Origin of the sequence: Lichenicola cladoniae, assembly GCF_013201075.1 — a bacterium.
GTDB classification, from domain to species: domain Bacteria; phylum Pseudomonadota; class Alphaproteobacteria; order Acetobacterales; family Acetobacteraceae; genus Lichenicola; species Lichenicola cladoniae.
Map to the genome: position 1 here is coordinate 45,241 of NZ_CP053712.1, position 24,973 is coordinate 70,213.

Below are 24,973 nucleotides of genomic sequence, written 5' to 3' on the forward strand. Positions count from 1 at the left end.
CTGTCACCGGATGCCGAACAGTGAGCCGAACCCGCATAAAGGATCGATGCGTTTCAGGAGGCCGCAGGATAAAATCTACCTAAACGCGGGTTCGCTGCACCGGTCTTTATGCGGTTTTTATGCGTGCAGCTGATTTCGCCATCGAGACTTTATGCCGGTCGTCTCCAAGGTGCCGCCGATACAGCTTGGATACCGTTCAGTGATCAGGACACGACTTTCGATTCTCCTCGCAGGCGCCTCTTTGCTTGCGACGGGCGCGTCGGCGCGCGCCCAGACTGCCGCACCGTCACTCTCGACCGGCACGCCCCCCGCCTCGGCGAGCGTGAACGGGACGGCCGCAACCGCCACTCCCGCCGCACCCGCACCCGCCGCTGCCGCGCCGCCGAAGACCTGGGCCGAGGGCATCACCTATGGTGCGCAGGTCGAGGGTGGCGTCACCGGCAACTTCGACCGTCCCGCGGACGGGCTGAATTATGGCCGCCTGTTCGACGACAAGGCCAATACCGCGCTGCTGAACTCGGTGCAGCTCACCGCCACGCGCGCCATCGATCCCACGCTGTCGACCTTCGATTTCGGCTTCATGCTGCAGGGCACCTACGGTTCCGACGCCCGCTACACCCACTATCTCGGCGAGTTCGGCCACGTCACCAACGATCGCAACCAGTTCAGCATCCTGCAGGCCAACGTCACCATGCATGCGCCGGTACTGTTCAAGGGCGGCATCGACTTCAAGCTCGGCCAGTTCGCCACCCTGATCGGCTACGAGACCATCGATCCCAGCACCAACCCGTTCTACTCGCACTCGTACAACTTCAACTTCGGACCGTTCGAGCATACCGGCCTGATCGCCGAGGCGCATATCAGCCCGACCGTGGACCTGTATGGCGAGATCGATACCGGCGAGAGCACCACCTTCGGCCGTGGCGACAACAACGCCGAGCCGGCCGGGCTGGTGGGGGTGGGGCTGAACAGCCTGGCCGGCGGCAAGCTGACCGTGCTGGCGTTCCTGCATCTCGGTCCGGAGGACGCCACCAACGCGATCGGTGGCGAGGCCAACAGCTCGATGCGCTACGAGGGCGACGTGGTCGCCACCTACAAGGCGACCGACAAGCTGACCCTGGTGGCCGAAGCCCAGTGGCAGCACGACGATTTCTACGGCGCGGACTCCTATGGCCTCGCCGGCTACGCGTCCTATGCGCTGACCCCGACCCTGACCGCCAACTTCCGCGGCGAGGTGTATCGCGACAATGCCGGCTTCTTCGTGGCGGCCTTCCCGGGCAACACCGATGCGTATCGCGGCCTGAACGGGCTGAGCACCACCGCGTTCGGCGCCGGGCGGCAGACCTACAGCGAGTGGACCTGGGGGGTCAGCTACAAGCCGGTGATCCCGCACGTCGCGCTGCTGGCGTTCCGGCCCGAGATCCGCTGGGACAAGTCGTTCAGCGGCGGCCACCCGTATAACGCCCTCACCAACACCGGAAACTTCACCCTAGCAGCCGACGTGATCCTCGGGTTCTAGGGCATAAGGTCTGCAGCTACTTTTTGCGGGCTGGTTGGTGAGGTTCCGGGTCGGGGTAGGCGGTGCCAAGGCGCCGCTACCACCGATCTTCCAGCAATGCATCGGACGACCTGCTTGGATCGTGTAGATCCGCGAATCACGCACCGATATGGTCGTGTTCGCTGAGTTATAGATCATGTCGAAAACGTTCTGCGTGAGCGCCGGGTTCTCGACGCCGGTCGTCGTCCACTGCCTCCGGTCAGCCTTGGTGACGGTGATCGGCGCCTGCGACTGACAGCAGAACAACGCGATCCATTATCGGCAGGCGGCCCAAGTTCGGGCGCGCGACTGGTCGCCATACGCCCCCACGGCGTTTTTTTATGGCTTCTTTATGCCGGAGCACGAACCACGAATGTCTTCTTTATGCGCACTCGCAGTAGATCGGCGCATCATGCAACGAGGCGTATCATGCTTGACATTCTCCTGCTTTTCGCAGGCGTCGCGACCATCCTGATGATGGATGGCTACGCCGCGCTGTGCGCACGGATCTAGACAATGACGCTCGATCTGATCCTCGCCGGGGCCGTTTCGGTCGGCCTCCTGATCTATCTCGGATGGGCGCTGATTCGCCCTGAAGATTTCTGAGGAGGTATCCGCCATGACCTCATGCGGCATCCTGGAAATCGTGCTCATCCTGGCTGCGACGTGCATCTTCGCCGTTCCGGTCGGGAATTATCTCGCCGCCGTGATGGAGGGCCGATCCACGCTCCTGGCACCCGTGCTTGCTCCGGTCGAGCGCGGCTTCTATCGCCTGTCCGGCATCGATCCGTTCCACGGCATGAGCTGGCGCAGTTATGCGACTGCATTGCTGCTGCTGAACGCGCTGCATTTCGCGATGCTGTACGCGATCCTGCGGCTGCAATTCTATCTGCCGTTCAATCCGCAGGCGGTCGTCGGCATGCCGCCGTCGATCGCCTTCAATACCGCGATCTCGTTCGTGACCAACACCAACTGGCAGGCGTACGTGCCGGAAAGCGGGATCTCGAACGGCGCGCAGATGTTCGGCCTGACCGTGCATAACTTCCTGTCCGCGGCGACCGGTATTGCCGTGGCGGTTGCCGTGATGCGGGCGCTGGCCGCCGGCGGTCTCAAGACGCTGGGCAATTTCTGGTCGGACCTGACGCGGGCGACGCTCTATGTGTTGCTGCCGCTCACCTGCGTGTTCACCATCCTGCTAATGGCGAGCGGTGTTCCGGACACGCTCCACGCCTTCGCTCAGGTGACCACTCTGGAGGGCATCAAACAGACCATTGCGCTTGGCCCGGTCGCCTTCCAGGAAGCGATCAAGGAACTCGGCACCAACGGCGGCGGCTTCTTCAACACCAACAGTTCCCACCCGTTCGAAAATCCAACCGCGCTCACCTGCGGGCTCGAGACGTTCATGCTTCTGCTGATCCCGTTCGCGCTGCCGATCGCCTTCGGCCGGATCGTCAAGGAGCCTGCTCAGGGCCGCGTGCTCCTGGCGACGATGGTCGGCATCCTGGTGATCGGCGTGTTCTGTGCGTATGGCGCGGAATCTGGCGGAAACCCGATCCTGCATGCGCTGGGCGTCAACCAGGCCCAGGGAAACCTGGAGGGCAAGGAAGTCCGGTTCGGTACCGCGCTGACCGCGCTGCTCAATGTCGGTGCCACGGGAACCTCGACCGGCGCCATCGCCGGTGCCACCGACAGCTTCATGCCGCTCGGCGGGCTGGTGCCGCTGTTTCTCATGCAGCTCGGAGAAGTCACTCCCGGCGGCATCGGCTCCGGGTTCTACTTCATCATCGTGTTCGCCCTGCTCTCGGTGTTCGTGGCCGGGCTGATGGTCGGCCGTACGCCGGAATATCTCGGCAAGAAGGTCCAGGCCCGGGAAATCAAGCTCGCGATGCTGGCGTTGCTGATCCTGACTCTGTGGATCCTGTGTGGCGCCGGGCTGGCACTCGTCCTCCCCGCCGGTCTGGCGGCTCTCGCCAATGCCGGTCCGCACGGTCTGACCGAGATGCTCTACGCCTGGACCTCGGCGACGCAGAATAACGGCAGCGCCATGGCCGGCATCACCGCCACCGGGCCGCTGATGGCCTACGGGCAGGGCTTTGCGATGCTGTTCGGTCGCTTCGCCGTGCTTATCCCGGTTCTCGCGATAGCCGGATCCCTGGCCGCCAAGCCGAAGCTCAAGATGAGTGCTGGCACCTTCCCGACCACCGGCCTGCTGTTCTGTGGCCTGCTGGCGGGGGTGATCGTCATCCTGGGCGGGCTGCAATTCCTGCCGGCCGATGCGCTCGGACCGATCGCTGAACATTTCGTGCTCCTTAGCGGCACGACATACTGAGGACCCTGATGATGTCCGCAACAACCAACAACTCGGGTGAGGGCGCTTCGGCGCTTTCACTCTTCGACTCCCGGATTGCATCGCGCGCCGCCCGGGACGCCTTCGCCAAGCTCGATCCGCGTCGGCTGATGCGCAATCCGGTCATCTTCGTAACCGAGATCGTTGCGATCCTGACCACCATCATCGGCGTTCAAGACCTGTTCACCCATGCTGCCCACCCTGCCTTCGCACTCGCGATCGCGGTGTGGCTCTGGATGACCGTGCTGTTCGCGACCTTTGCCGAAGCCATGGCGGAAGGCCGCGGCCGTGCCCGCGCCGAGAGCCTGCGCCGCGCCCGCAACGACATGATGGCCAAGCGCGTGCCGAACCCGGATGACCCGGCACTTTACGGCACCGTGTCCTCGACCGACCTGCGTCTCGGCGACGTGGTGCTGGTCGAGACCGGCGACCTGATCCCGCTCGACGGCGAGATCATCAAGGGTATCGCTTCGATCAACGAGAGCGCCATCACCGGCGAGTCCGCGCCGGTGATCCGCGAGGCCGGCGGCGATCGCTCGGCCGTCACCGGCGGCACCATGGTGGTGTCCGACAGCCTGCTGGTCCGCATCACCGCCGAGCCCGGCCATACCTTCATCGACCGGATGATCGCGCTGGTCGAAGGTGCCTCACGCTCGAAAACCCCGAACGAGATCGCGCTCGACATCCTGCTCGCCGGCCTGACCATCATCTTCCTGGTCGCGGTCGTCACGCTGGTCGGCTTTGCGCACTACTCCGGCACGACGCTGCCGGTGCCGGTGCTGGCAGCCCTGCTGGTCACATTGATCCCGACCACGATCGGCGGCCTGCTGTCGGCGATCGGCATCGCCGGCATGGACCGGCTGGTGCGCTTCAACGTCGTCGCCACCTCCGGCCGTGCGGTCGAGGCCGCCGGCGACGTCGATACGCTGCTGCTCGACAAGACCGGCACCATCACCTTCGGCAACCGCATGGCCGCCGCCTTCTACCCGGTGCCGGGCATCGACGAAGCCCGGCTGGCGGAGGCCGCCGCGATGGCTTCGCTCGGCGACGAGACGCCCGAGGGACGCTCGGTGCATGTGCTGGCCCGCGAGAAGTTCGGCGTGGCGCCGGTGGCTCCCGCAGGCTCGACGCCGGTGCCGTTCTCGGCCAATACCCGCCTGTCGGGCCTCGATGCCGGCGAGCGTTCATGGCGCAAGGGAGCGGTGGACTCGCTGCTCGCCGCCGTCGGTGAAGCCAGGCCGCCACTCGCCTTCACCGCCGCGGTGGAACGTATCGCCCGCTCCGGCGGCACGCCGCTGGCGGTGGCCGAGGATGGCCGCCTGCTGGGGGTGATCGAGCTCAAGGACGTGGTCAAGCCGGGCATTCGCGATCGGTTCGCCGCACTCCGCCGCATGGGCATCCGCACCGTCATGGTGACCGGCGACAACCGGATCACCGCGGCGGCGATCGCCAGCGAGGCCGGCGTCGATGATTTCGTCGCCGAGGCCACGCCGCAGGACAAGCTCGACTATATCCGTGCCGCCCAGGCCGAGGGGCGGCTGGTGGCGATGTGCGGCGACGGCACCAACGATGCGCCGGCGCTGGCGCAGGCCGATGTCGGCGTGGCGATGCAGACCGGCACTCAGGCGGCACGCGAAGCCGCCAACATGGTCGACCTGGACAGCGATCCGACCAAGCTGATCGAGATCGTCGAGATCGGAAAGCAGCTGCTGATCACCCGTGGTGCTCTCACCACCTTCTCGATCGCTAACGACATCGCCAAGTATTTCGCGATCCTGCCGGCGATCTTCGTGGTGGCCTATCCCGGCCTGTCGGCACTGAACGTCATGCATCTGTCGACGCCGCAGAGCGCCATCCTGTCCGCGGTGATCTTCAACGCCGTTGTGATCATCGCGCTGGTGCCGCTGGCACTGAAGGGCGTGAGCTTCAAGGCGATCAGCGCGGCCTCCATGCTGCGCCGGAACCTGCTGATCTACGGCCTCGGCGGCATCCTGGTGCCGTTCGCCGGCATCAAGATCATCGACATGCTGCTCACCGCCTTCCACATCTTCGCGTAGAGGAACCGCGTCATGCTCACCCATCTGCGTCCCGCGTTTTCACTCGTCGTCCTGTTCACGCTGCTGCTCGGGCTGGTGTTCCCGCTCGGCTTCGTGGGTGTCGGCGCGGTCGTGTTCCCGTTCCAGGCGAACGGCAGCCTGATCGTGCGTGACGGCAAGCAGGTCGGCTCCGCGCTGATCGGCGAGAACTTCACCAGCGACCGCTTTTTCCACGGCCGGGAGTCGGCGATTTCCGGCACCGATCCGAAAGATGCATCCAAGACCGTGCCCACCCCCTACGATGCCAGCACGTCGACGGCCTCCAACCTGGCGCCGACCTCGAAGGCGCTGCATGATCGCGTTGCCGGCGATGTCGCGACGCTGGTGAAACAGGGTGCAACCGCAGGTGCCATTCCCATGGATTCCGTCACCAGTTCCGGTTCGGGCCTCGACCCCGATATCTCGCCGGACTATGCCGCCCTGCAGGCGCCGGTGGTCGCGGCCGCGCGCCATGTGCCGGTCGAGATGGTGCGCCAGCTGCTCGCAGCCCATACGCAGGGCCGCATGCTCGGCGTGTTCGGCGAGCCGAGGGTCAACGTGCTGCGGCTGAACCTGGCACTGGAATCACTGTCGCGCTCAGGCGCTGCGCCGGGCGGTGCCAACAAGGTGCAGACGAGCAGCAACTGATGCGAAACGAGCCGGATCGTCGGCCTGATCCGGACGCACTTCTGGCGGCGCAGGCGAAAGCCTCGCGCGCGCCGCTGAAGATCTTCCTCGGCGCGGCGCCCGGTGTCGGCAAGACCTTCGAGATGCTCACCCAGGCGCGCCGCCTGCTGGCCGAAAACAAGACCGGCATCCTGGCCGGGCTGATCGAGACGCACGGGCGGGCCGAGACCGAGGCTCAGCTCGGCGACCTGCCGGTGCTGCCGCGCCTGCAGATCCCGTATCGCGGGCAGATGCTGGAGGAGTTCGACCTCGAGGAGGCGCTGGCGCTGCGCCCGTCGCTGCTGCTGGTGGACGAACTGGCGCACAGCAACGCGCCCGGCAGCCGTCACGCCCGACGCTGGGAGGATGTGGCGGAGCTGCTGGTCGCCGGCATCCCGGTCTGGACCACGCTCAACGTCCAGCATCTGGAGAGCCTGAACGACACCGTGCTGCGCATCACCGGCATCCGGGTCAGCGAGACGCTGCCGGACCATGTGCTGGAGCTGGCCGATGAGATCGAGCTGATCGACCTGTCGCCGAACGACCTGCGCGCCCGCCTGGTGCAGGGGCGGATCTACCGTCCCGACGTGGCGACCCGGGCGCTGGGCGGGTTCTTCCGCGAAGGCAACCTGCAGGCGTTGCGCGAGATCGCGCTGCGTCGTGCCGCCCAGCACGTCGATGCCGGCCTGCTCGACTACATGCGGCTGAACGCGATCGACGGACCCTGGCCGGCCGGCGACCGCGTGCTGGCCCTGGTTGGGCCGGAGGCCGGAGAACCGGTGCTCCGCGAGGCCAAGCGTCTTGCCGACGCGCTGCATGCGCCGTGGCTGGCGCTGCATGTGGAGCCGGCCGGCGAGGTACCGCAATCGACGCAGGCGGTGTCGCGCATCATGGCGCTGGCAGCCGAGCTTGGCGCGGAGACCGAAATCCGCGCGGTCCGGAGCGCGCGGGAAGGGATCGTCGGCATCGCCCTGGACGTGGCGCACGACCGCAACGTGACGCAGATCGTGGTCGGCCGCATGCAGCAGCGCACCCTGCTGCGCCGGATGGTGGCTGGACGCTGCCTGCGTGGAAACCTCGCGGCCACGCTGCTGTCCCGGGCTCCCGAGCACGCGGTGCATGTGGTGCCGACCGGCGCACCCGCCCTGCGCCGTTTCGGCCTCCGGGCAAGCCTGCCGGACGGATGGCAGCCATGGGTGGTGTCCTCCCTGCTGGTGGCGTGCACCCTGGTTCTGGCCGAGATGCTGCGTGGCCTGATCGAGCCGGACGCGCTCGGGATGCTTTTCCTGGCCTCGGTGGTCGGCGCGGCGGCGCTCTATGGGCTGGCGGTGGCGCTCTGCACCGCGCTGGTGTCGTTCCTGGCGTGGAACTTCTTTTTCATCCGGCCCCTGTACCAGTTCACCATCGACGAGCCGCGCGACCTGATGGCGATCGTCGTGTTCGGTACGGTCGCCGGCGCCACCGGCCTGGTCGCCAGCCGCCTTGGCGCCTCGGCCCGCGCGGCGCAGGGCCGGATCGAGGGATTGCGGCGGATCGGGGCGTTCTCGCGTGCTCTCGGCGGTCCGGTCACCGAGAACGAGCTGCAGGACGAGATTGCGCGTCAGGCAGCCTCGATCGCGGCCCGCGCCATGGTCCTGGCCGGACGGGACATCGATGGCGAGCTGGATATCCGGGCCGCGGTACCGCCGGCGGACACCATGGACGAGGGGTCCTGGGCCGCGGCGCTCTGGGCCTGGCGCCACGGCGAACCGGCTGGCCGCGGCACCGCGACGCTACCCTCGGCTCCCTGGCGTTTCCTGCCGATCGGGATCGCCGGTGCCGGCCCTGAAGCGGGCACCAGCGGATTGCGTGGATTGCTGGCTGTGCAGCCGGCCACCGCGCTCGATGCGCCGGCCCTCCAGGCGCTGCAGGCCCTGGCCGACCAGGCGGCGGTGGCGCTGGAGCGGGTGCGGCTGGTGCGTGGAGCCGCGGACGCGACGGCGCGCAACGAGACCCAGAAGCTACGGACCGCGCTGCTGAACTCGCTGTCGCACGACCTGCGCACCCCGCTGACCGGCATACGGGGCTCGGCCGAGACACTTCGCACCGCGTGGAGCCGTCTGACCCCCGACACGCGCGACGACCTGCTGCTGGCAATCGAGGAGGATACGCTGCGGATGACCCGCTTCCTGGCCAATATCACCGACATGACCCGGCTCGAAAGCGGGGCCGTGGTGCCGAAGCTGGTTCGCGTGGACCCACAGGGCGTGGTGCAGGATGCGATCGCGCGCTTCGAAGGTCCGGGCCTGGTTGCGATCAGCAAGCTCGGCATGGTGCCAGCGGTGCTGGCCGATCCGCTGCTGCTGGAACAGGTCGTGTTCAACGTGCTGGACAACGCGCTGAAATATTCCCCTACGCCGGCGCCGGGGCCCGCACCAAACACCGCCTCGGTCCAGGTCGTCCTGGCACTGGAGACGGGCAACGTCGTCATCCGGATTGCCGATGCCGGTTCGGGCATTCCGGAAGCCGACCTGCCAAATGTATTCGACAGCTTCTACCGGTCCCAGCACGGCGACCGGGTGGTGCCGGGCACCGGGCTCGGGCTTGCGATCGCGCGCGGCCTGATCGAGGTGATGGGCGGGAGCATCTCGGCAAGCAGCCCGGTGCCGGCCGGCGTGCCGGGCATCGTGTCCGGCATCGGGCGCGGCACGCTGGTCTCCATCGTCATGCCGGCGATACGATGAACGCCAACGACACCGCGCTGGTGCTGATCGTCGATGACGAGAAGCAGATCCACCGCTTCCTGCGGCCTGCCCTCGAGGCGGTCGGTTATCGCACCCTGTCGGCATTCGACGGAGCGGAAGGGCTCCGGCTGGCCGCGTCGCAGACACCCGATATCGTCCTGCTCGATCTCGGGCTGCCGGACATGGATGGCAGGATCTTGCTCGTCCGGCTGCGCGCCTTCTCGCAGGTGCCGATCATCGTCCTGTCGGCGCGCGATCGCGAGGCGGAGAAGGTGGCGTCGCTTGATGCGGGTGCCGACGACTATGTCGAAAAGCCGTTCGGTCTCGGAGAACTGCTGGCGCGGCTGCGTGTAGTGCTGCGGCGGCATGAACAGCCGCCGGATACCAGGCAGGACGAAACGCTCGCCTGCGGGCCCATCACGCTCGACCCGGGCCGTCACGAAGTGCGGGTGGATGGCGAGAAGGTCACGCTCAGTCCCCGCGAATACCAGCTGCTGGCGATGATGATGCGCCATGCCGACAAGGTGCTGACCCACCGGCAATTGCTGACCGCGTTATGGGGACCGGCGCACGGCGCCAACGTGCAGTATCTTCGGGTCTATATCGGCCAGCTCAGGCACAAGCTCGGATCGGCGGTCGCCAAGATGATCGCGACGGAACCCAATGTCGGCTACCGGCTGATCTTGCGCGCCGGCCTGAACCAGGCGACGGGCACGACGGAGACTGTGCGGAGCCTATCGAGCGGTCTGTCCTCCGGCGCCGTCGATGCTGAACCGCGGGCGTCCTTTGTCGATCGACAGGCCCAGCCCGCGGTATTTGACCAAGTAGCGGATGCAGACAGACCTGCCCCCGTAGAAGTGGGCCGCCGGATATGAGAGTTCCGGGGCATATGGAGGGGATCAGATGGGGCGCAAGCATCACAAGCCGGAGGAGATCGTCGGCAAGCTGCGGCAGGTCGAGGTGCTGACGGCACAGGGCAAGCCGGTGACTGAAGCGGTTCGGGCGATTGGGGTGACGGAGGCGACCTACTATCGGTGGCGCGCCGAGTATGGCGGCCTGAAGTTGGACCAGGTGAAGCAGCTGGAGCAGGAGAATGGCCGCCTGCGCCGGGCGGTAGCGGACCTGACGCTCGAGAAGCTGGTGTTGAAGGAAGCCGCGTTGGGAAACTACTAGGCGCTGCTCGTCGTCGGGCGTGCGTGCAGCACGTGACGGCGACGCCAGATGTCTCGGAGCGCTTTGCCTGCCGGGTGCTGGATCAGCACCGCTCGACGCAGCGCAAAATGCTTAAGACGGCTGACGACGAAGCAGCGCTGACAGCAACGATCATCGACCTGGCCCGGCAGTTCGGACGCTACGGATACAGGCGGATCACCGCGCTGCTGCGGGCGGAAGGCTGGTACACCAACTACAAGCGCGTGGAGCGGATCTGGCGTGCCGAGGGACTGAAGGTGCCGCAGCGGCATCCAAAGCGCGGGCGCCTGTGGCTGAACGACGGCTCCTGCGTACGGCTGCGGCCGGATCGAGCGAATCATGTGTGGGCTTATGACTTCGTGGAGGATCGAACCCGAGATGGTCGGAAGTTTCGTACGCTGAACGTGGTCGACGAGTTCACCCGCGAAGCTTTAGCGATCCGTGCGGGGCGTCAGCTCAAGGCGACGGACGTGATCGACGTGCTGGCGGACCTGTTCATCACGCGCGGCACACCGGTGCACATCCGGTCGGACAACGGGCCGGAGTTTGCAGCGATCGCGGTGAAAGGCTGGATCACGGGTGTCGGTGCGAAGACCGCCTATATCGAGCCCGGCAGTCCGTGGGAGAACGGCTACGTGGAGAGCTTCAACGGCAAGTTCCGCGACGAGCTGCTGTCGTGCGAGATCTTCAACACGCTGGCGGAAGCCAAGGTGCTGATCGAGCAATGGCGTGTGCACTACAATACCGTTCGCCCGCATTCCTCCCTCGGCTACCGTCCACCAGCACCAGAAGTAGTGGTGCGAACGCTTCCCCCGCCAGTCAGCGATCCAGGCCCAACCGGCTCAGCTCAACACCAAACCCCTGCGTTCCACTAACATTCACCTCGGATCACTCGATGGGGGCTGGTCAGAGTGGCGGGTCCGCAATCCCGAGGTGGCGGCTGCCTACCGCGCTTCTTCCCAACCTCGATGGCCGGGACCATCCGAACCGGCGGGACGGCTGCTGGTTTACGCAGAGCAAGGTCTCGGCGACAGCATCCAGTTCTGCCGATATGTACCAATAGCGGCAGCGTTGGGACTTAACGTGACCCTACAGGTGCAGTCGCCGCTTGTGCGGCTGTGTCGCAGCCTTGGACCCAACATCACCGTCTTGGCTCAGGGACAGACTCCGCCTCGCGTCGATTTCCAGATTCCCATGCTGAGCCTACCGGCCGCCTTCGCCACGTCGGTGCAAACCATCCCCACTGCAGTTCCTTACCTCCAGCCGGAAGCGGTAGACATCGAGCAATGGGCGGCACATCCCGCCGTGAAGCAGGGGAAAGGTCTGCGGGTAGGTCTGGTCTGGTCGGGCAATCCGCAACATGGGCTGGCGCAGCTCAGGACCGTCGATCGGCAACGATCGCTTGATCCCTCCCTCTTCCAGCCTCTTTTGAACATACCTAATGTCACGTTGTTCAGTCTGCAGAAGGGCGGTCGCCTTCCCAAGACCCTGCCGCTCATCGATCTCATGCCGGGCGTTGCCGATATGGCGGACACCGCTGCGCTGATCGCCAATCTGGATCTGGTAATCTCGGTGGATACGTCCGTTGCCCACCTTGCGGCTGCCCTAGCTAATGTACGATTACCTCACATTCGTAGGCGCGGCCCTCTCGACTGCGTCTGTCGCGAAGCCGCTTGGTTCTCCCGGCTTCGTCGATCAGCGTCAGCCTGCCAGCCTGCCGCAACACGATGCAGTTCCGCGCCTGACATGACAGCGACCTCCTGCCGCATCCGTTTCTCGGCCACCGCCTCGGGCTCGCTCGCAGCCAACCCGCGCGCCTGAGCCTGCTGCCATCCGGCCTTCCGTGCTCGCAATAGCTCTGTGCGGATCGCCGCGAGCTCGCGCTCCTGCCGCACCTGCTCCTGCCTCTGGCGGATGCGCGTAGCCATCTCCCGGAACAGCGGCCCGGCCGCGCCAAGCGCCTGCTCCACCTTCTCCCGAAGCCGAGGCACGGCCGCCTGCAGCTGGGCAACCACCCCGCCCTGCTGCCGAACCGCGTCCCGCAGCCCCTGCGCCATCCCCGCAACCTGCTCGGCGACGGTTTTCCGCCGCAGGCTGTGACGCAGCGTGGTCTTCTCCAGTCCCTCGGCCTGCCGCTGTTCCGCAGGCTGCAGTCCCGCCTGCAGCGCCCGCACAGCCCCGTGCCGCACGTCCCGTGCCCGCTCCAGGAACGCCAGCGCGTTCTCCTTCTCCGGCGCCCGCGCCAAGTTCCGCCCCATGTTTGCCCAGACGTCCGCTTCGCGGATGATCCGCATGTCGCCGAGCGGCCGGCGGCCCATGATCTCCTGCCGCTCCGCCCCATCCGAGGTTACCAGATACGTCGCCTGCCGGTGCCGGCTGGCCTGGGTGTAGGCCTTGTAGGCATTCACGTGCCGGGTGCCGGCCGGCATCGCCTCGATGTGCTCGCTGCTGGTCAGGCCCTGGGTCGCGTCGATCGACAACACGTCGCCGTAGCTCAGCCGAATACGCCGGCTCTCGACATCGCGCAGCGTGTCCCACTTCACCACGCCTTCACGACCCTGGGCGTTGCGCAGCGTGACGCCAGCCGCCGCGATCGCGCACACCTCCAGCACCGAACCATTGTTGCCGATGATGCCGCGGCTGCGGTCTGGATAGGCCGCGTTCGTGCGCGCAAACAGCCGCACGCGATCGCCGACAGCAAGCGGCAGGTCAAAGGCGACGTCATTCTGATCGGCCGCCTGCAGCACCACCTGGTCGGGCCTGAGTTCGCCCGCTGCCCGACGATGAACCCGGATCGCTGCCGCGATCTCCCGCGCATCGGCATTGGTCGGCGCGCTGACGCTCAGCGTGTACGCCGGATCATGCGCATTGGCCTGCCGCCGCGCCTGCCATAGCGCAGCGACGTACTCGACCGCTTCCCGATATCCGCCCGGCACGATCTGCGCAGTGCCGTCTTCGCGCTTCCGTGCCAGCGCCTCTGCCGCCTGACCTTCACGGAACAGCAGGCTGGTCTTACGCTCCTGCTCGGTCTGCTGCCGAACGGTGGAAAGCAGCTCCGGAACTGCCTCCGGCCCGAGCGCCTGGCGCAGCAGGTCGATGACCGCGCCGGCCTCGATCGACCGGCACTGCTTCGGATCTCCGACCGCCACCAGCTGGAAGCCGTGCTCCTTCTGCAGCCGCAGCAGGTCGAGCAGCTGGCGGGTGCCGAGCAGCCCGAGCTCATCGACCACCACCACGCTCTGCCGGTCGAGGCTGATCTGCTGGCGTGTCGCCCGGTCGAGGAACACCGACATCGCCGCCTGCCTTTCGGGCGCGATGCCGGCCTTCTGCAGGTCTTCCGACTGCCGCCACGCCAGTGCTGCGCCATAAACGGTGCGACCCTCTGCCGCCCAGGCGTCGACCAACGGAGACAGCAGCGTCGACTTGCCGGCGCCGGCGACGCCGATCGCGACCTCAAGCCGGCCACCCTGCCCCAGCCGGTCCATCACCGCGCGCTGCTTCTGGCCGTGCTCGCTGGTGAAGTCGTAGTCGCTGCGGTCGACCGCGGCATCGATCGCGCCGGCCGCCAGTGCACCGCTTCGGTCGGCCGCCGCTGATTGCGCCAGCGCTACCAGCTCCTCTTCGCGGGCCGCGTGCAGCGTCGTCGTGAGCTTGACCGCTTCCTGGCCGCGCGCATCCGTCACGACGCCCCAGATGAGCCCGGCCTCCTGCCCGTCATGCCGCACGCCGCGCTGCGCGAAGGCGCGCGTCACCGCGCTGATATCCTGCGGTCCCTCGATGCCGCTCGCTACCAGCGCCCGCGCCGCCGCCACACGCGCATCCGCGCCATCCAGAACAGAGTGTCGTTGCCACTGCCGGTCGAGCAGATCGCGCCCGACCTCGAAGGCGTGCTCGAGCCGCTCGGCGCGGTCCGGCATCGCCTGCGCTGCCTCGGGTCGCAGCACGCTGTCATGTTGCCATGCGAGTTCGCGGGCTTGGCGCTGCCATGATGGCCAGTCGCTCTGGTCGTCCTGCTTCACCTGCTTCGCGTCGCCCTGAATGCCCTGCTTGGCCAAGCCGACCTTCCGATCGGCATCCAGGCTGTCCCAGTCCAGCCCGAGCCCGCGCGCATAGATCCGTGCCGCCTCGGTGCCGTTGCGCGTGCGCTTGGAAAAGGCATCCCGCGCCTGACTCGGAATGGCCGTCACCCGGGCCGCACCCGTTTCCGGATCCAGCGCCATCTCGATCCCATGCCGGCGCAGGTTGGTAGCGAGATAGGCATGGTAGGTGGCGCCGAACTCCTTGATGCATCCCTCGAGCCGCTGCAGGTCGAGACCCCCGATCCGACCTTCCTCGGTCAGCACGACGTTCGGGATGGCAACATGGGTGTGCAGCTGCGGATCGCCGGCCACCTTCATGGTCACCAGCTGCGTGTAGGACTCGCCAGTGGTGCGATCGATGCGTGGCACCTCGACCGTCGGCCGGCTGGTGTAGTGGTCGAACCGCACCCACGCGATCCGCCCCGGGTCGTGGCCGTCCCGACCCGCTTTGCCTTTGCGAGCGCGGCCGATTTCCGTCTCAACGTACTCGAGTGCTGAACCGACGGCATCGCGGTGCGCCTGCATGACGATGTTCCGCTCGGCCTCGGTCGGCGCGAACGCCCAGGCCAGCGAAACCGACTTGTCGGCCGACCAGCACAGGTCGATGTAGCCGATGCGGGCTCGGGTGGCTGACAGCGCCTGCGCCAGCGGCGCCAGCCGCAGTTCGGCTCCGTCCGCCCGGCGGCCGGCCTGGATGTGAGCAAGCTCCTCTGCGGAGGCGTCGCGCTTGGTCGGGACGCCATACAAGGCGAGCAGCCGCTTGGCGGTGCTGCCCGGCATGGCTTCACTCAGCGCTTCCCCGTTCGCCCGTCGCCCGGCCGCGACATGCTCGATCTCCCCGGCCGACGGCACACGAGCCGCATCCAAGCCCAGAAGTTCAGCCAGGCTCTCAGTCGCCTTCTGGACCTGCTTGCCAGCGATCGGCGCGCCGTCCGTGCGGTTACCGCTGAGCAGCTGGGCGATCTCGTCCCGCGTCGGCGCCCGGTTCGGATCCAGGTTGAGCAGTTCGACCAGGCGCGGATCCAGATCGCGCCGCGGCTCCGCCACCGTCACATCCGGTGTCTGTGCCTGCAGACCTTCCTGGTAGTACTGCGCGAGATCAGCCTGGGCCGGCGACAGCGTCTGCTCGAGCAGATGATCGGCCATGCCTGCTGCCGAGGATGGCGCGCCGGCGGCTCCGGTTCGGTAGGTAAGCATTCTACAGCCCGGCTAGCGCCGCCTGCAGGCTTTGCGTGACAGCGGCGCCGACCTCTGTCGGCAATTGTGCCAGCGTGCGCTGCACACTGTTCAGCGAGGTCATCTGCTCCCGCAAACCAGACGCCACCTCGGCCAGCGCATCGCTCAGGATACTGGTCTTTGGTTCCGGTGCTGCCGCAGCTACGAGAAGCTCCTGGAGCATTTTGCTGTGCGTCTGCTGTGTCTCCACCACCATCTGCAGGCCTTGGGTCAGGCGCTCGATCGCAAGCCGAAGCCGCGCCAAATCGTCTTGCCGGTCGTCCGCCATCTGCTTGCATCCCGTCTCGTCGATGGGCACAATCATGGCACATGATCCGCCACGAGAAAGCACCAAAGGTGCCTTGGTCTGTAGAAGACTGCTGACCTTCCAATTGTCCCGTGTCTGGGTAAGGTTCATGCTCAAGAAGGTCGATCACGGTCCTGGATGGAGACCACAGGAAGCGGATGGCACGCAAGAAAACGGCCCTGAAGGGCTTCATGCAGGACATTGAGGCAGCCCGTGCTGAAAGCGGGCGCAACACCCTCGCAGCCTGGTTTCGGGCCCATCATGACGAGCTCCTGGCCGAGCTTGGCGGCCGACCAATTGAGTGGGACCTCTACCTGGCCGTGTTCACCAAGCGCGGTCTCAAGGACGCCAACGGCAACACCCCGACCAGGAACACAGCGAGCAAAACCTGGCACCGGGTTCAGAGCGCCATCGCCGCGGACCAGGCACGCAAGCAAGCCCGAGCGTCCGCTGTGCCCGCACTTGCCGCGAACGAAATCGCGCCAGGCGTCCGACATCTGGAACCAGTCACGTCAGGCCAGAGCGATGTCACGCCAGAGCCGGCGCGACCCAGGCTGAAGCTCGACATCAGGCCATCTCGACCGCTGATGGACGCGCCACCCCAGGATCAAGCCGCCTCCAAACCACTCGCGCCCCAAGCAGAGGCTGCGAGGCTGGTAGACGCCCAGGAGCAGATCCGGCGCACGCTCGACGCCCTCGACAGCAAGCGGACCCCAATGCCTCGGATCGTTCGATGATGAAGGCTGACGCACAAACCAGACGCTTTGAACTGGTTCACGAAGCCCATCCCCGTTCGCGCCGAGTATCGCCACGATGACCCTGGACGACAGAAAGGAGGCCAGCATGGCCAAGCCAGCACCCACCGTTTCGACGCAAATTCCAAGTTTCATTGTGCCACTCGGTCGCGGCGGCCGTGGCAAGACCTGGTGGATCCGCTGGGTCGTGGAGCGCGCGCAAAGTCAGGGCAGAGAGATCGTGGTCGCCGACGCGGACCGCACCAATGCGACCCTCTCGGCCTATTTCGAGGGTGTCGTGTCACCGCCCTCCGCTGACGATCGCGACGTGCGTGAATGGCTGGCCGCCTTTGTCGAACAGCAGATCGAGAGCCGGTTCACCTCCGTCCTGGACTTCGGCGGCGGGGATCTTATCCTCAAGCGGGTTGCCCGAGAAATCGGTCTGGTCGACTTCCTGCTCGAGCACGGTATCCGGCCGATTGCGGTGCATCTCATCGGTCCCGATCGCGACGACCTTGCCTACCTCCAGGAGGTCGAGCGGGACGGTGTGTTCGCCCCCGAAGCAACCATTCTGGTGCTCAACGAGGCGCTGGTGTCGCCGCACAAAACGGCTGCCACGGCATTTGCGGAAACAGTGCGGTCGCATCCGATCCTCGAGCAGACGGTCGCTCGCGGTGCCCGCCTGGTCACCATGCCGCGCCTTGAGCCGGCGAGCGAAATCGACATGCGCCGGTTGACGTTCGCCGCCGCCGAAGCTGGCCGGGTCAAACCGGGACAGGATCCGATCGGTCCGTGGAAGCGCCAGCAGATCGCCCTGTGGCGGCGCAGCATGGAAGAGGCCTTTGCTCCCGTGGCGGACTGGCTGCCGTGATCACCGCCGCAGACTATTGGCAGCGGGTTCGCAAGGGCGTGAGTCCGCCAGTTCCCGCAGCCAGTCCACCTTCTGCACCCGCCGCCGTACCGGCCATCGTGCCGACACCGCCGCAGCCGGACCCGAGCGGCGAAGAGGTCGAGAAGCTTCTGGCCGAGATGCGTGAGGGCGCTCGACGCGCCGGCATGCAACGTGATGACCCGTTGATGCCGTTGCTGACGTCCCTGGCGCACTCCATCCGCTTCCTGGGCGATCGCACCTCTCGCAGCGACAAGGTGGCCCAGGATGCCAGCACACAGATCATCCAGGCCCTTCTGCAGAGCCGACAGAACGCGGATGCCGAGATCGCTCGCTTCCAGGCCGGGGTTGCTAGCAGCGAGGCAGACACCATTCAGCGTGTCGGCAGCGCGATTGCCCAAAGCGCTGATGCGGCTCTTACGCGGCGGGTGAAGGTCTTCGACCGCAACACGGCCCTGTCGGCTGCGGCGACTCTGTTTGGCGTGGCGATTGCATGTCTCGGCGGTGGCTACTGGTGGGGCCATCGCTCGGCAGCTGCGGAGATCCACGAGACCGAGCTAGGGTTGCAGGCAGCCTTCAAGGACGACCCCGCGACCGCCAAGATGTGGCTGGGCCTGATGCAGTGGAACAGCCTGTCCGATGCACTCACCCACTGCCGTGATCCCAGATTTGCCAATGTCCAAGATGGACGTCGTGGATGCGCAGTTCCGTTCTGGATCCAGGCGCCGGTTGGCACGACCCCTGATCTTCATTCGTGAATGAGAGGGTTTCATGTCGATCGGTTCGCCCAAGTGCAACGTCATCGCGGGTCCTCAACCTACATCGGCCACCTGCTAGATCAGAAAGATGTAGCCACTGTTGCGAGGATCGCAAAAGTTGAAGGATGGTCTGTACGGTTTGATGTCTTCAATTTCCTGGGCTCGTCATGTGGCTAGCTTCAGGGCAGCTTGGAGGGCCGGTAGATGCCGTAGTGGGCTGGGCGTGAACCCAGCCAGGCGCTGCAGGCGTTCGAGGAGGTGGGGCATCATTCCACCGACCAGAAGCGCCTGAGGATGGCGACATCTCGCGGCCAGAAGGCATGCTAGGATAATCGCACTAGCGATGCACGCAGCGCGCATATGACCTCTGGTTTATTTCTAACGAGAGAAACCAGATCCTTGTTGATACGTATGTAGTAGGATGATATATGTCTGACGATGGGATGCGGCGCCTACTGGACTATCATCGGCGACGTATCTGGATGGCAAATGGCTGGTGCCTCCGGTTCCAGGTCAAGGAAGTAGCTCTCACACAGGAGCGGCCGTATGGGATTAAGTACTCATTCACGCTTCATGACATGGACATGGCTCGCCTTCTCGGCTTCGATAATGCGCATGGTCTGCCGCGTCGAATAGCTTACGACCACCAACATAAGTTCAAGCGAACCGAACGCCTGGTTCCGTACATCTACCACGGCACAGACGAGCTTTTGGTCGACTTTTTTGATGAAGTTGAACGAGCATGTCTGGCTGACGGCGTCGAATTTGAGTTCGACGATCAAGAAATTGAGCTGGAAGAAGAACTAGACGATGGCAAAGAGGTCTCTGATTGAGCTCCGTGAAGAAATGCGTGCTGTTGCACGTGGAGATCGCCAGGCCTCGGCTCTCCCAGCCGGCGCCGTTCTTGACGTACTGTCGGTTCCGGAGAACCTCGACCTTCTGCGAATGATCGCAAACAGTGCGCCTGCGTCGGTATCCGAGTTGGCCGCATTGGCGAACCGCGCGCAGGCCAATGTGTCGCGGGCGCTCCATCGTCTGGCAACGCACGGGTTGATCAGCCTTGAGCGTGAGGGCAAGCAGGTTCGTCCCGTGCTAATTGCTCAAGAAATTCGGGTCAATCTTGCCCAAAGCACCTACCGGACCGTACGAGTTCTGGAGACCGCATAAGCAACGCGACCGGAATTTCGTTTACCAGCTGCAGCTGGCAAACTGGTATCTGGCTGCCAGTTTATCTAAAGGATCAACCTCGCGGACCGGCGTTGTTGCGTGGACCGGGCGGGAGGCAAGAGCTTGCCCTACCCGGTGATCGCTTCAGACGGTGGGAACGGAGATGGGCCTGGCGATCCGGATCATTTGGTTGAGGGCACAGATGGCGATGGCGACCTCAGCTTTCTGACCGGCGGTCGACCGCGCTCTGAGCTGCGGATTCCGAGGCAAAGCGGCCGGTGATTCCGGGCTCATCCGTGCTTTTGGTGCAGCTTGACGGCAAACATGGAGGAAACGGTCGTTATCATGCGGCAATCAGAACGCGGCGGCGAAGGAGGTCATATCCGGCGCGGCCATACATGGTCCGTTTCAGCACCTTCAATCGATTGATCTGTCCCTCAACCGGACTGGTGCTCCAAGGTTCAGTGAGTGCTGCCAATACGGCGCCGTGATCACGATCGATACCGCGGACGAAAGCATCGAGCTCCGTACCTCTGGCACCAGCCAACCAGTTCTTGAACTCCTTTGTCGGATCCGCCTTCGACCTCTTCTGCATGAGTGCCGCAAAACCGGTCGCCAGTTCTCCCGCCTGGGAAAGGCCCGGAGCCAGTCCAGCTAATTGGCTGATGAAGATACCTTCCTGATCGCTAAGCTTGTCGGATGGCGTCGTGAGCCATCGTGCGCAGCGTCGGCTCGAAGGCACAGGCCAGGCTGCTGCACGTCGTACTTCTGCTGCGTATGGCGACGGATCCTCATGGCGACGCCGTGCTACCCAGCGGGCCACAGGCCCTCGGCTGCCTGTAAAACCGCCTTGGCGCAGTTCCCGCCATAGCCGGCTCGCATTGCGACATCCTTCGCGCCAACGGTCTTCGAGAACCGGAATATGCACGTCCAGTGGCTGGGGCTGCCTGGGCTTGCTGTGCGCGGGCGGTCCACTCGCCTTCAGCCAGCGGCGGACCACGATCGCACTCATCCCCAATGCCGGGGCGATCGCCTCGGCCGATAGGCCACTCGAATGCAACCGGCGCAATTCCTTAAAGCGTGCCTGTCGCTGACCCTGTCGTTCTGCTCGCTGCCGCGATGCGCTCGTACTGTACGGTGACAACATCGTCTCTTCCGGCGCCGAACTTTCCCCTTGCACGACGGCCTTCGCTGCCTGACGCACCGCGCCACGATTGCGATCGACGGCTGCCTGCAGCGTGTCTCCGAGGTTGCGTAGCAGGTGCCAGCGGTCGGCAACCTGTATGGCCGCCGGCGCGCCTTGCCGAGCCCCTTCTGCGTAAGCCCCGGCACGATCACGGGCGATCACCTCTACGCCTGGATGTTGATGCAGCCAGCTCGCGACAACCTCGGCGCTGCGCTCGGGCAGTATATCAATGACACGCCTACGCTCCAGGTCGCAGATGATCGTTCCATAGCGTTTCCCGCGCCGCCACGCCCAATCATCGATCCCCACCACCCGAGGTGAAGGCTGCTGCTCCAGATAGGTCGCTCTGATCAGGCGTAGCAACGTGTCGCCGCTGATCGGCATGGCCAGACGACCTGCGAGCCGGGCTCCGGCTTCACCGCCCAAAGCAAAGCCGATATGGCGCTGGATGCTTTCCAGACGCGCAGTCCGGCGGGCGCTGGGGCACACGACATTAGGCAGTCGTTCAGTGAAGATCCGACGTGGGCAATCGGTAGTCACACAGCGAAACCGCCGCGCGTGCAACTCGACAACGACGGTACGTCCTTGCCACGGAAGGTCGGCCAGGGTTCGCCTGTAGCGGCTGTGGATCTGTCCAGACTGGATGCAACACAGTGGACATGGACTCTGGACCGACTTCGGCGCGGTGATGATGGTGACAAGATCAGGCCCGGGTATGACCTGCAGAACAGAAAGGCCGACTGGGATCAGCGGCAAAAGACAGCGAGACAAGGCAGAAAATCAAACCTTTCAAAGCACTGACCCTCATATGGAGCTCGCTAGCCCTCGCGCCATGAAGCTGCACCAAAAGCACGGATGAGCCCGGAATGCATGATCAGGATCCACCGGAATGAATGATCACGATCAACCGGAATACGCATACCGCGCAGTGTCAGGCGGTTGAGCGCCTGATATTTCGCCGTCTTGCTCTTGGTCTCAGACAGCAGACCGGAGAACCCCTTGCAGGGCGCCGACAGGAACAGGATGTGCGGGTGCTGGTGGCCGAACGCCCGATGGATGTCGGCCGCCGTCGCCTCGCGCCAGTCTGCCGGCGGCTCGCAGCCGTGGAACGCGCGGAATTGATCGTGGTCGAACAGGTTGAGCACCGTGCCGGGCACCCCGGCCAGCCGGCCGAAGTCGCGGATCGCCGCGGCGTCGACGTCGATGCCGCCGAGGCAGCGGAACTCGGCGGTCAGGCTCCTGACGCGCGCGCTCGCGTTGTTGAAGCCGCGCGCACCGCCGCCGAGCCCCGCGAAAAGGTGGGCATGGTTGATGACGTGATGAGTGCCGTCGTTCGTTTGCAGCATGTGAGGATCTCCCTGATCCCCTTCCCGCCGTCAGCTGGCGGTTGGCCGTGCAACGGCGACGCTCTGGCGTCGGGACCGGAGCCACGCGCAGGCCGGCTCGCCGGGCGAGCATGGCGAGGACTCAACCGTTGCGCGGGCGACCGCCAGATGAGAGGCCGGTTTTCTCCTGTCCGTCTCCGTTCTGCTTTTGAGGTCGCCTTATACCAACCCCGCTAGAGACTGACACACGCCCATTCACGCGTGCCGATTGATTTGATGCGAGCCGGGTCGGCGATTAGCCAGTTCCAGGCGCGTCTGCAGGCGTCCACGATGGAGGCGTAGCTTTCCCAAACCAGGGCGCAGAGTTTATTTTGGCGCAGGTAGTCCCAGACATTCTCCATCGGGTTCAGCTCGGGGCTGTAGGGTGGCAAATGCAGCAGGACGATGTTGTCCGGCACCACCAGCTCCCTGCCTGGCTGGTGCCAGCCTGCGCCGTCGCAAGTTAAGACAGCGATGGCGTCCTTTGCGACCTGCGTGCTGATCTCTGCTAGGTGCAGGTTCATCATTTCGGTATTGGCAGTCGGCGTAATCATCGCGGCGCCGACGCCGCGCGCCGGGCAGATGGCCCCAAAAATATAGGCGTTGTCATGCCGGTTATCGCGAACCATCGATGGCCTTGAGCCGACCGGCGCCCAGATATAGGCATGGGTGCCTTTCTGGCCGAACCTGGCTTCGTCCTGGAACCAGATTTCTATCGGCGTATTGGCCGTGGTGCCGGCGAGCTTGGCACGCACCAGGCTGGTGAAGTTTTTTTAAAAGCCTCCTCGGCCGCAGCATCCTTCTTCGGATGCACCGGACCCGGCTGCAGCCGGGTCAAACCAAGTTCGCCCAGCCAGACGCCGATCGTGTTCTCATGCACGTCCACCGACCACAGGCGCGCCACTTCCGCCCGTAGGTCGGAGCATCGCCAGCGCACCACCTTGTGGATGTCAGGGTCAGGGCCCTGGATCACCAGCGCGCGCAACTCTGCCTTCTGCGCCTCGGTCAGGAAGGGCTCGCGGCCCGGGCTTTTGCGCGACTTCAGGCCAGCAATGCCCTCGGCGTTATAGCGGTGCACCCAATCGCTCAGGGTCTGGCGATCCATGCCGTTCAGCGCAGCCGCCTCGCTGCGGGCGCGACCTTCGAGCACCAATGCCAGCGCCAGGATGCGCCGGACCTGTCCGCCGTCAGTGCATCTCGCCGAGGCCGCACGAAGCTCCGTCGCCGTATGCTCATCCCGCGTGATCGTAACCGGCGCGCCCATGCCCTACCCCTAACTGCGAATCGCAACACCGCGCTATCGAGTCAGACTTTGAGGCACATGGAAATCCCTGGAGAGTCAGGGTCATCCAGGGTTGGTATTATCTATGCAGCAGCCTTCAGCGCCATCGCTTGCCGGCGCCGGTAGAACCGTTCGAGGTCGGGGAGATCGGGATAGGCGGTTGGCACCTTCCAAAGTCCCTCGTCGTCGTGAAGGATCAGCATCCGCACGCTTATCGTCTGTCGGCGGCCGTCGCGGAGCGACCGCACGACCGCCAGATCCGACCGGCCGCTGATGAAGCGGCTTTCCCATTGGCCGGTCCGGGGATTGCGCCATGCTGCCCCGAGCGTTCCGTTCAGGAACGCCTCGACCATCCACGGCACCCGACAGACCGGCGTGCCACCGAACCGGTCACGAAAGAACCCTTGGTCCTGCAAGTAATAAATGCTGCCCACAGCGATGACGCCGACGCGCAGCGGGTTGAGGCCGCCTCGGGAGCTATGCCGGAATTTGGGTGACGCGGGTGATCAGGCGGCGTTGTGTGCTGGCGTGTTGATGACCTCGACGCCGTTCTTGAATGTGACGCCCTCGATGACCTTGGGCGACTGGTTCTCGCCTTTCAGCCGGCGCCATGTTTTTGCAGCAGCTGTAACAAGCTTGAACACCATGAGTCTGGCCGTGTCCTGCGACAGCGCACCCTTGGTGCGGACGGTGCGGTGCCTGACAGTAGCGAACACGCTCTCGATCGGGTTTGATGTGCGCAAATGGTCCCAGTGCTCGGCAGGGAAGTCGTAGAAGGTCAGCAGCCGGTCACGATCCTTGACCAGGCAGGTGACCGCCTTCTCGTATTTGACCACATACTTTTCGGCAAATGTCGCGATCGCTACTTCGGCCGTGGCACGATCCGGCGCTGTCCAGATCTCACGCAGATCGGCTTTGACCGCCGGCTGGAGGGACTTGGGCATCTTGTTCAGCACATTTGCCGTTTTGTGCACCGTGCAGCGCTGATGCCGCGTCGCCGGGCAGACCTCCTCAAGCGCCTTCCAGAAGCCCAGGGCGCCGTCGCCGGTGGCGAGCTCGGGTGCGATCGTCAAGCCGCGGGCCTTCAGGTCGACCAGCAGCTCGCGCCAGCTCTGGGTACTTTCCCGCATGCCCACCTGGAAGCCGACCAGCTCCTTCCGGCCCTCCGGGGTGGCGCCTATCAGCACCAGCATGCATTCCGCCTGCGGCTCCATCCGCGCCTGCAGATAGACGCCGTTTGCCCAGATGTAGACGGAGCGCCGGGCCGACAGGTCGCGCCGTTGCCAGCGCGTGTAATCGGCCTGCCATTCGTCGCGCAGCCGGGCGATCACCGACGGCGACAGGTTCGGCGCGTCGCGACCCAACAGCGCGCCAAGTGCCTCCTGGAAATCGCCCATCGAGACGCCGCGCAGGTAGAGTGTTGATTTGCATTGAGATCTGCCCCGGGTAGGGC

18 protein-coding genes and 3 pseudogenes are annotated in these 24,973 nt (G+C 65.2%); 14 read left to right on the top strand and 7 right to left on the bottom strand.

Annotated elements, in window-relative coordinates; all coding sequences use genetic code 11:
* Positions 1-241 precede the first annotated feature (241 nt).
* From HN018_RS27315 to HN018_RS29695, 9 genes and pseudogenes are all read left to right on the top strand, one after another.
* A complete protein-coding gene (locus tag HN018_RS27315; RefSeq protein ID WP_172443608.1) occupies positions 242-1,519 on the top strand; it encodes an outer membrane beta-barrel protein in 1,278 nt (425 codons plus the stop codon).
* Positions 1,520-2,053: 534 nt separating this feature from the next.
* The gene (locus HN018_RS27320; protein ID WP_171837609.1) at positions 2,054-2,143 is read left to right on the top strand and encodes a K(+)-transporting ATPase subunit F; all 90 of its coding nucleotides are present in this window, start codon (positions 2,054-2,056) and stop codon (positions 2,141-2,143) included.
* A 13-nt stretch (positions 2,144-2,156) separates the two neighbouring features.
* Positions 2,157-3,866 (top strand): potassium-transporting ATPase subunit KdpA, encoded by a 1,710-nt coding sequence (gene kdpA / locus HN018_RS27325; protein WP_171837612.1) that lies wholly within the window; start codon positions 2,157-2,159, stop codon positions 3,864-3,866.
* Positions 3,867-3,874: 8 nt separating this feature from the next.
* Complete coding sequence (kdpB, locus tag HN018_RS27330) at positions 3,875-5,941, top strand: potassium-transporting ATPase subunit KdpB (protein WP_239479491.1); 2,067 nt, start codon at positions 3,875-3,877, stop codon at positions 5,939-5,941.
* A 12-nt stretch (positions 5,942-5,953) separates the two neighbouring features.
* Positions 5,954-6,607: a potassium-transporting ATPase subunit KdpC gene (kdpC, locus tag HN018_RS27335; RefSeq protein WP_171837611.1), complete on the top strand. Its 654-nt coding sequence runs from the start codon at positions 5,954-5,956 to the stop codon at positions 6,605-6,607.
* Entirely contained in the window at positions 6,607-9,348 is a 2,742-nt protein-coding gene (locus tag HN018_RS27340; RefSeq protein ID WP_172443609.1) for a sensor histidine kinase, read from the top strand. The genes kdpC and HN018_RS27340 overlap by 1 nt, the downstream gene beginning before the upstream one ends.
* A complete protein-coding gene (locus HN018_RS27345; protein WP_171837548.1) occupies positions 9,345-10,223 on the top strand; it encodes a response regulator in 879 nt (292 codons plus the stop codon). Before HN018_RS27340 ends, HN018_RS27345 begins: the two co-directional genes overlap by 4 nt.
* A 28-nt stretch (positions 10,224-10,251) precedes the next feature.
* A protein-coding gene (locus HN018_RS27350; RefSeq protein WP_171837547.1) for an IS3 family transposase occupies positions 10,252-11,414 on the top strand; the annotation gives its coding sequence in 2 pieces (ribosomal slippage) (positions 10,252-10,507 and positions 10,507-11,414; 1,164 coding nt in all).
* 649 nt (positions 11,415-12,063) lie between these two features.
* Positions 12,064-12,108 (top strand): annotated as a pseudogene (locus HN018_RS29695) (hypothetical protein); the annotation flags it as partial.
* A 56-nt stretch (positions 12,109-12,164) separates the two neighbouring features.
* Here the strand turns inward: HN018_RS29695 and mobF are convergent.
* Both mobF and HN018_RS27365 read right to left on the bottom strand, forming a co-directional pair.
* Complete coding sequence (gene mobF / locus HN018_RS27360) at positions 12,165-15,764, bottom strand: MobF family relaxase (protein ID WP_171837546.1); 3,600 nt, start codon at positions 15,762-15,764, stop codon at positions 12,165-12,167.
* Between the two features lie 52 nt (positions 15,765-15,816).
* Positions 15,817-16,158: a hypothetical protein gene (locus tag HN018_RS27365; protein ID WP_172443610.1), complete on the bottom strand. Its 342-nt coding sequence runs from the start codon at positions 16,156-16,158 to the stop codon at positions 15,817-15,819.
* Between the two features lie 140 nt (positions 16,159-16,298).
* On the opposite strand from HN018_RS27365, the gene HN018_RS27370 reads away from it, so the two are divergent.
* The 5 genes from HN018_RS27370 (at position 16,299) to HN018_RS27390 (ending at position 19,688) form a co-directional block, all read left to right on the top strand.
* Positions 16,299-16,877 (top strand): hypothetical protein, encoded by a 579-nt coding sequence (locus HN018_RS27370; protein ID WP_171837544.1) that lies wholly within the window; start codon positions 16,299-16,301, stop codon positions 16,875-16,877.
* Positions 16,878-16,953: 76 nt separating this feature from the next.
* Positions 16,954-17,745 (top strand): P-loop NTPase family protein, encoded by a 792-nt coding sequence (locus HN018_RS27375; protein WP_171837543.1) that lies wholly within the window; start codon positions 16,954-16,956, stop codon positions 17,743-17,745.
* Positions 17,742-18,521 carry a hypothetical protein gene (locus tag HN018_RS27380; protein ID WP_171837542.1) on the top strand — a complete coding sequence of 260 codons (780 nt, stop codon included), beginning with the start codon at positions 17,742-17,744 and terminating at the stop codon, positions 18,519-18,521. Before HN018_RS27375 ends, HN018_RS27380 begins: the two co-directional genes overlap by 4 nt.
* A 428-nt stretch (positions 18,522-18,949) precedes the next feature.
* Positions 18,950-19,354, top strand: a complete 405-nt coding sequence (locus tag HN018_RS27385; RefSeq protein WP_172443611.1) for a DUF6516 family protein — start codon at positions 18,950-18,952, stop codon at positions 19,352-19,354.
* The gene (locus HN018_RS27390; RefSeq protein ID WP_171837540.1) at positions 19,332-19,688 is read left to right on the top strand and encodes an HVO_A0114 family putative DNA-binding protein; all 357 of its coding nucleotides are present in this window, start codon (positions 19,332-19,334) and stop codon (positions 19,686-19,688) included. The genes HN018_RS27385 and HN018_RS27390 overlap by 23 nt, the downstream gene beginning before the upstream one ends.
* A gap of 343 nt (positions 19,689-20,031) precedes the next feature.
* Here the strand turns inward: HN018_RS27390 and HN018_RS27395 are convergent, their stop codons facing one another.
* From HN018_RS27395 to HN018_RS27415, 5 genes and pseudogenes are all read right to left on the bottom strand, one after another.
* Entirely contained in the window at positions 20,032-21,645 is a 1,614-nt protein-coding gene (locus tag HN018_RS27395) for an ISL3 family transposase (protein ID WP_456307032.1), read from the bottom strand.
* A 146-nt stretch (positions 21,646-21,791) separates the two neighbouring features.
* Positions 21,792-22,220 (bottom strand): annotated as a pseudogene (locus HN018_RS27400) (DNA cytosine methyltransferase); the annotation flags it as partial.
* 212 nt (positions 22,221-22,432) lie between these two features.
* A protein-coding gene (locus tag HN018_RS27405) for an IS630 family transposase (RefSeq protein WP_171837539.1) occupies positions 22,433-23,502 on the bottom strand; the annotation gives its coding sequence in 2 pieces (ribosomal slippage) (positions 22,433-23,013 and positions 23,013-23,502; 1,071 coding nt in all).
* A gap of 101 nt (positions 23,503-23,603) precedes the next feature.
* Positions 23,604-23,936 carry a hypothetical protein gene (locus HN018_RS27410; protein WP_239479492.1) on the bottom strand — a complete coding sequence of 111 codons (333 nt, stop codon included), beginning with the start codon at positions 23,934-23,936 and terminating at the stop codon, positions 23,604-23,606.
* A gap of 90 nt (positions 23,937-24,026) precedes the next feature.
* A pseudogene (locus HN018_RS27415) lies at positions 24,027-24,968 on the bottom strand (IS256 family transposase); the annotation flags it as partial.
* Positions 24,969-24,973: the final 5 nt, after the last annotated feature.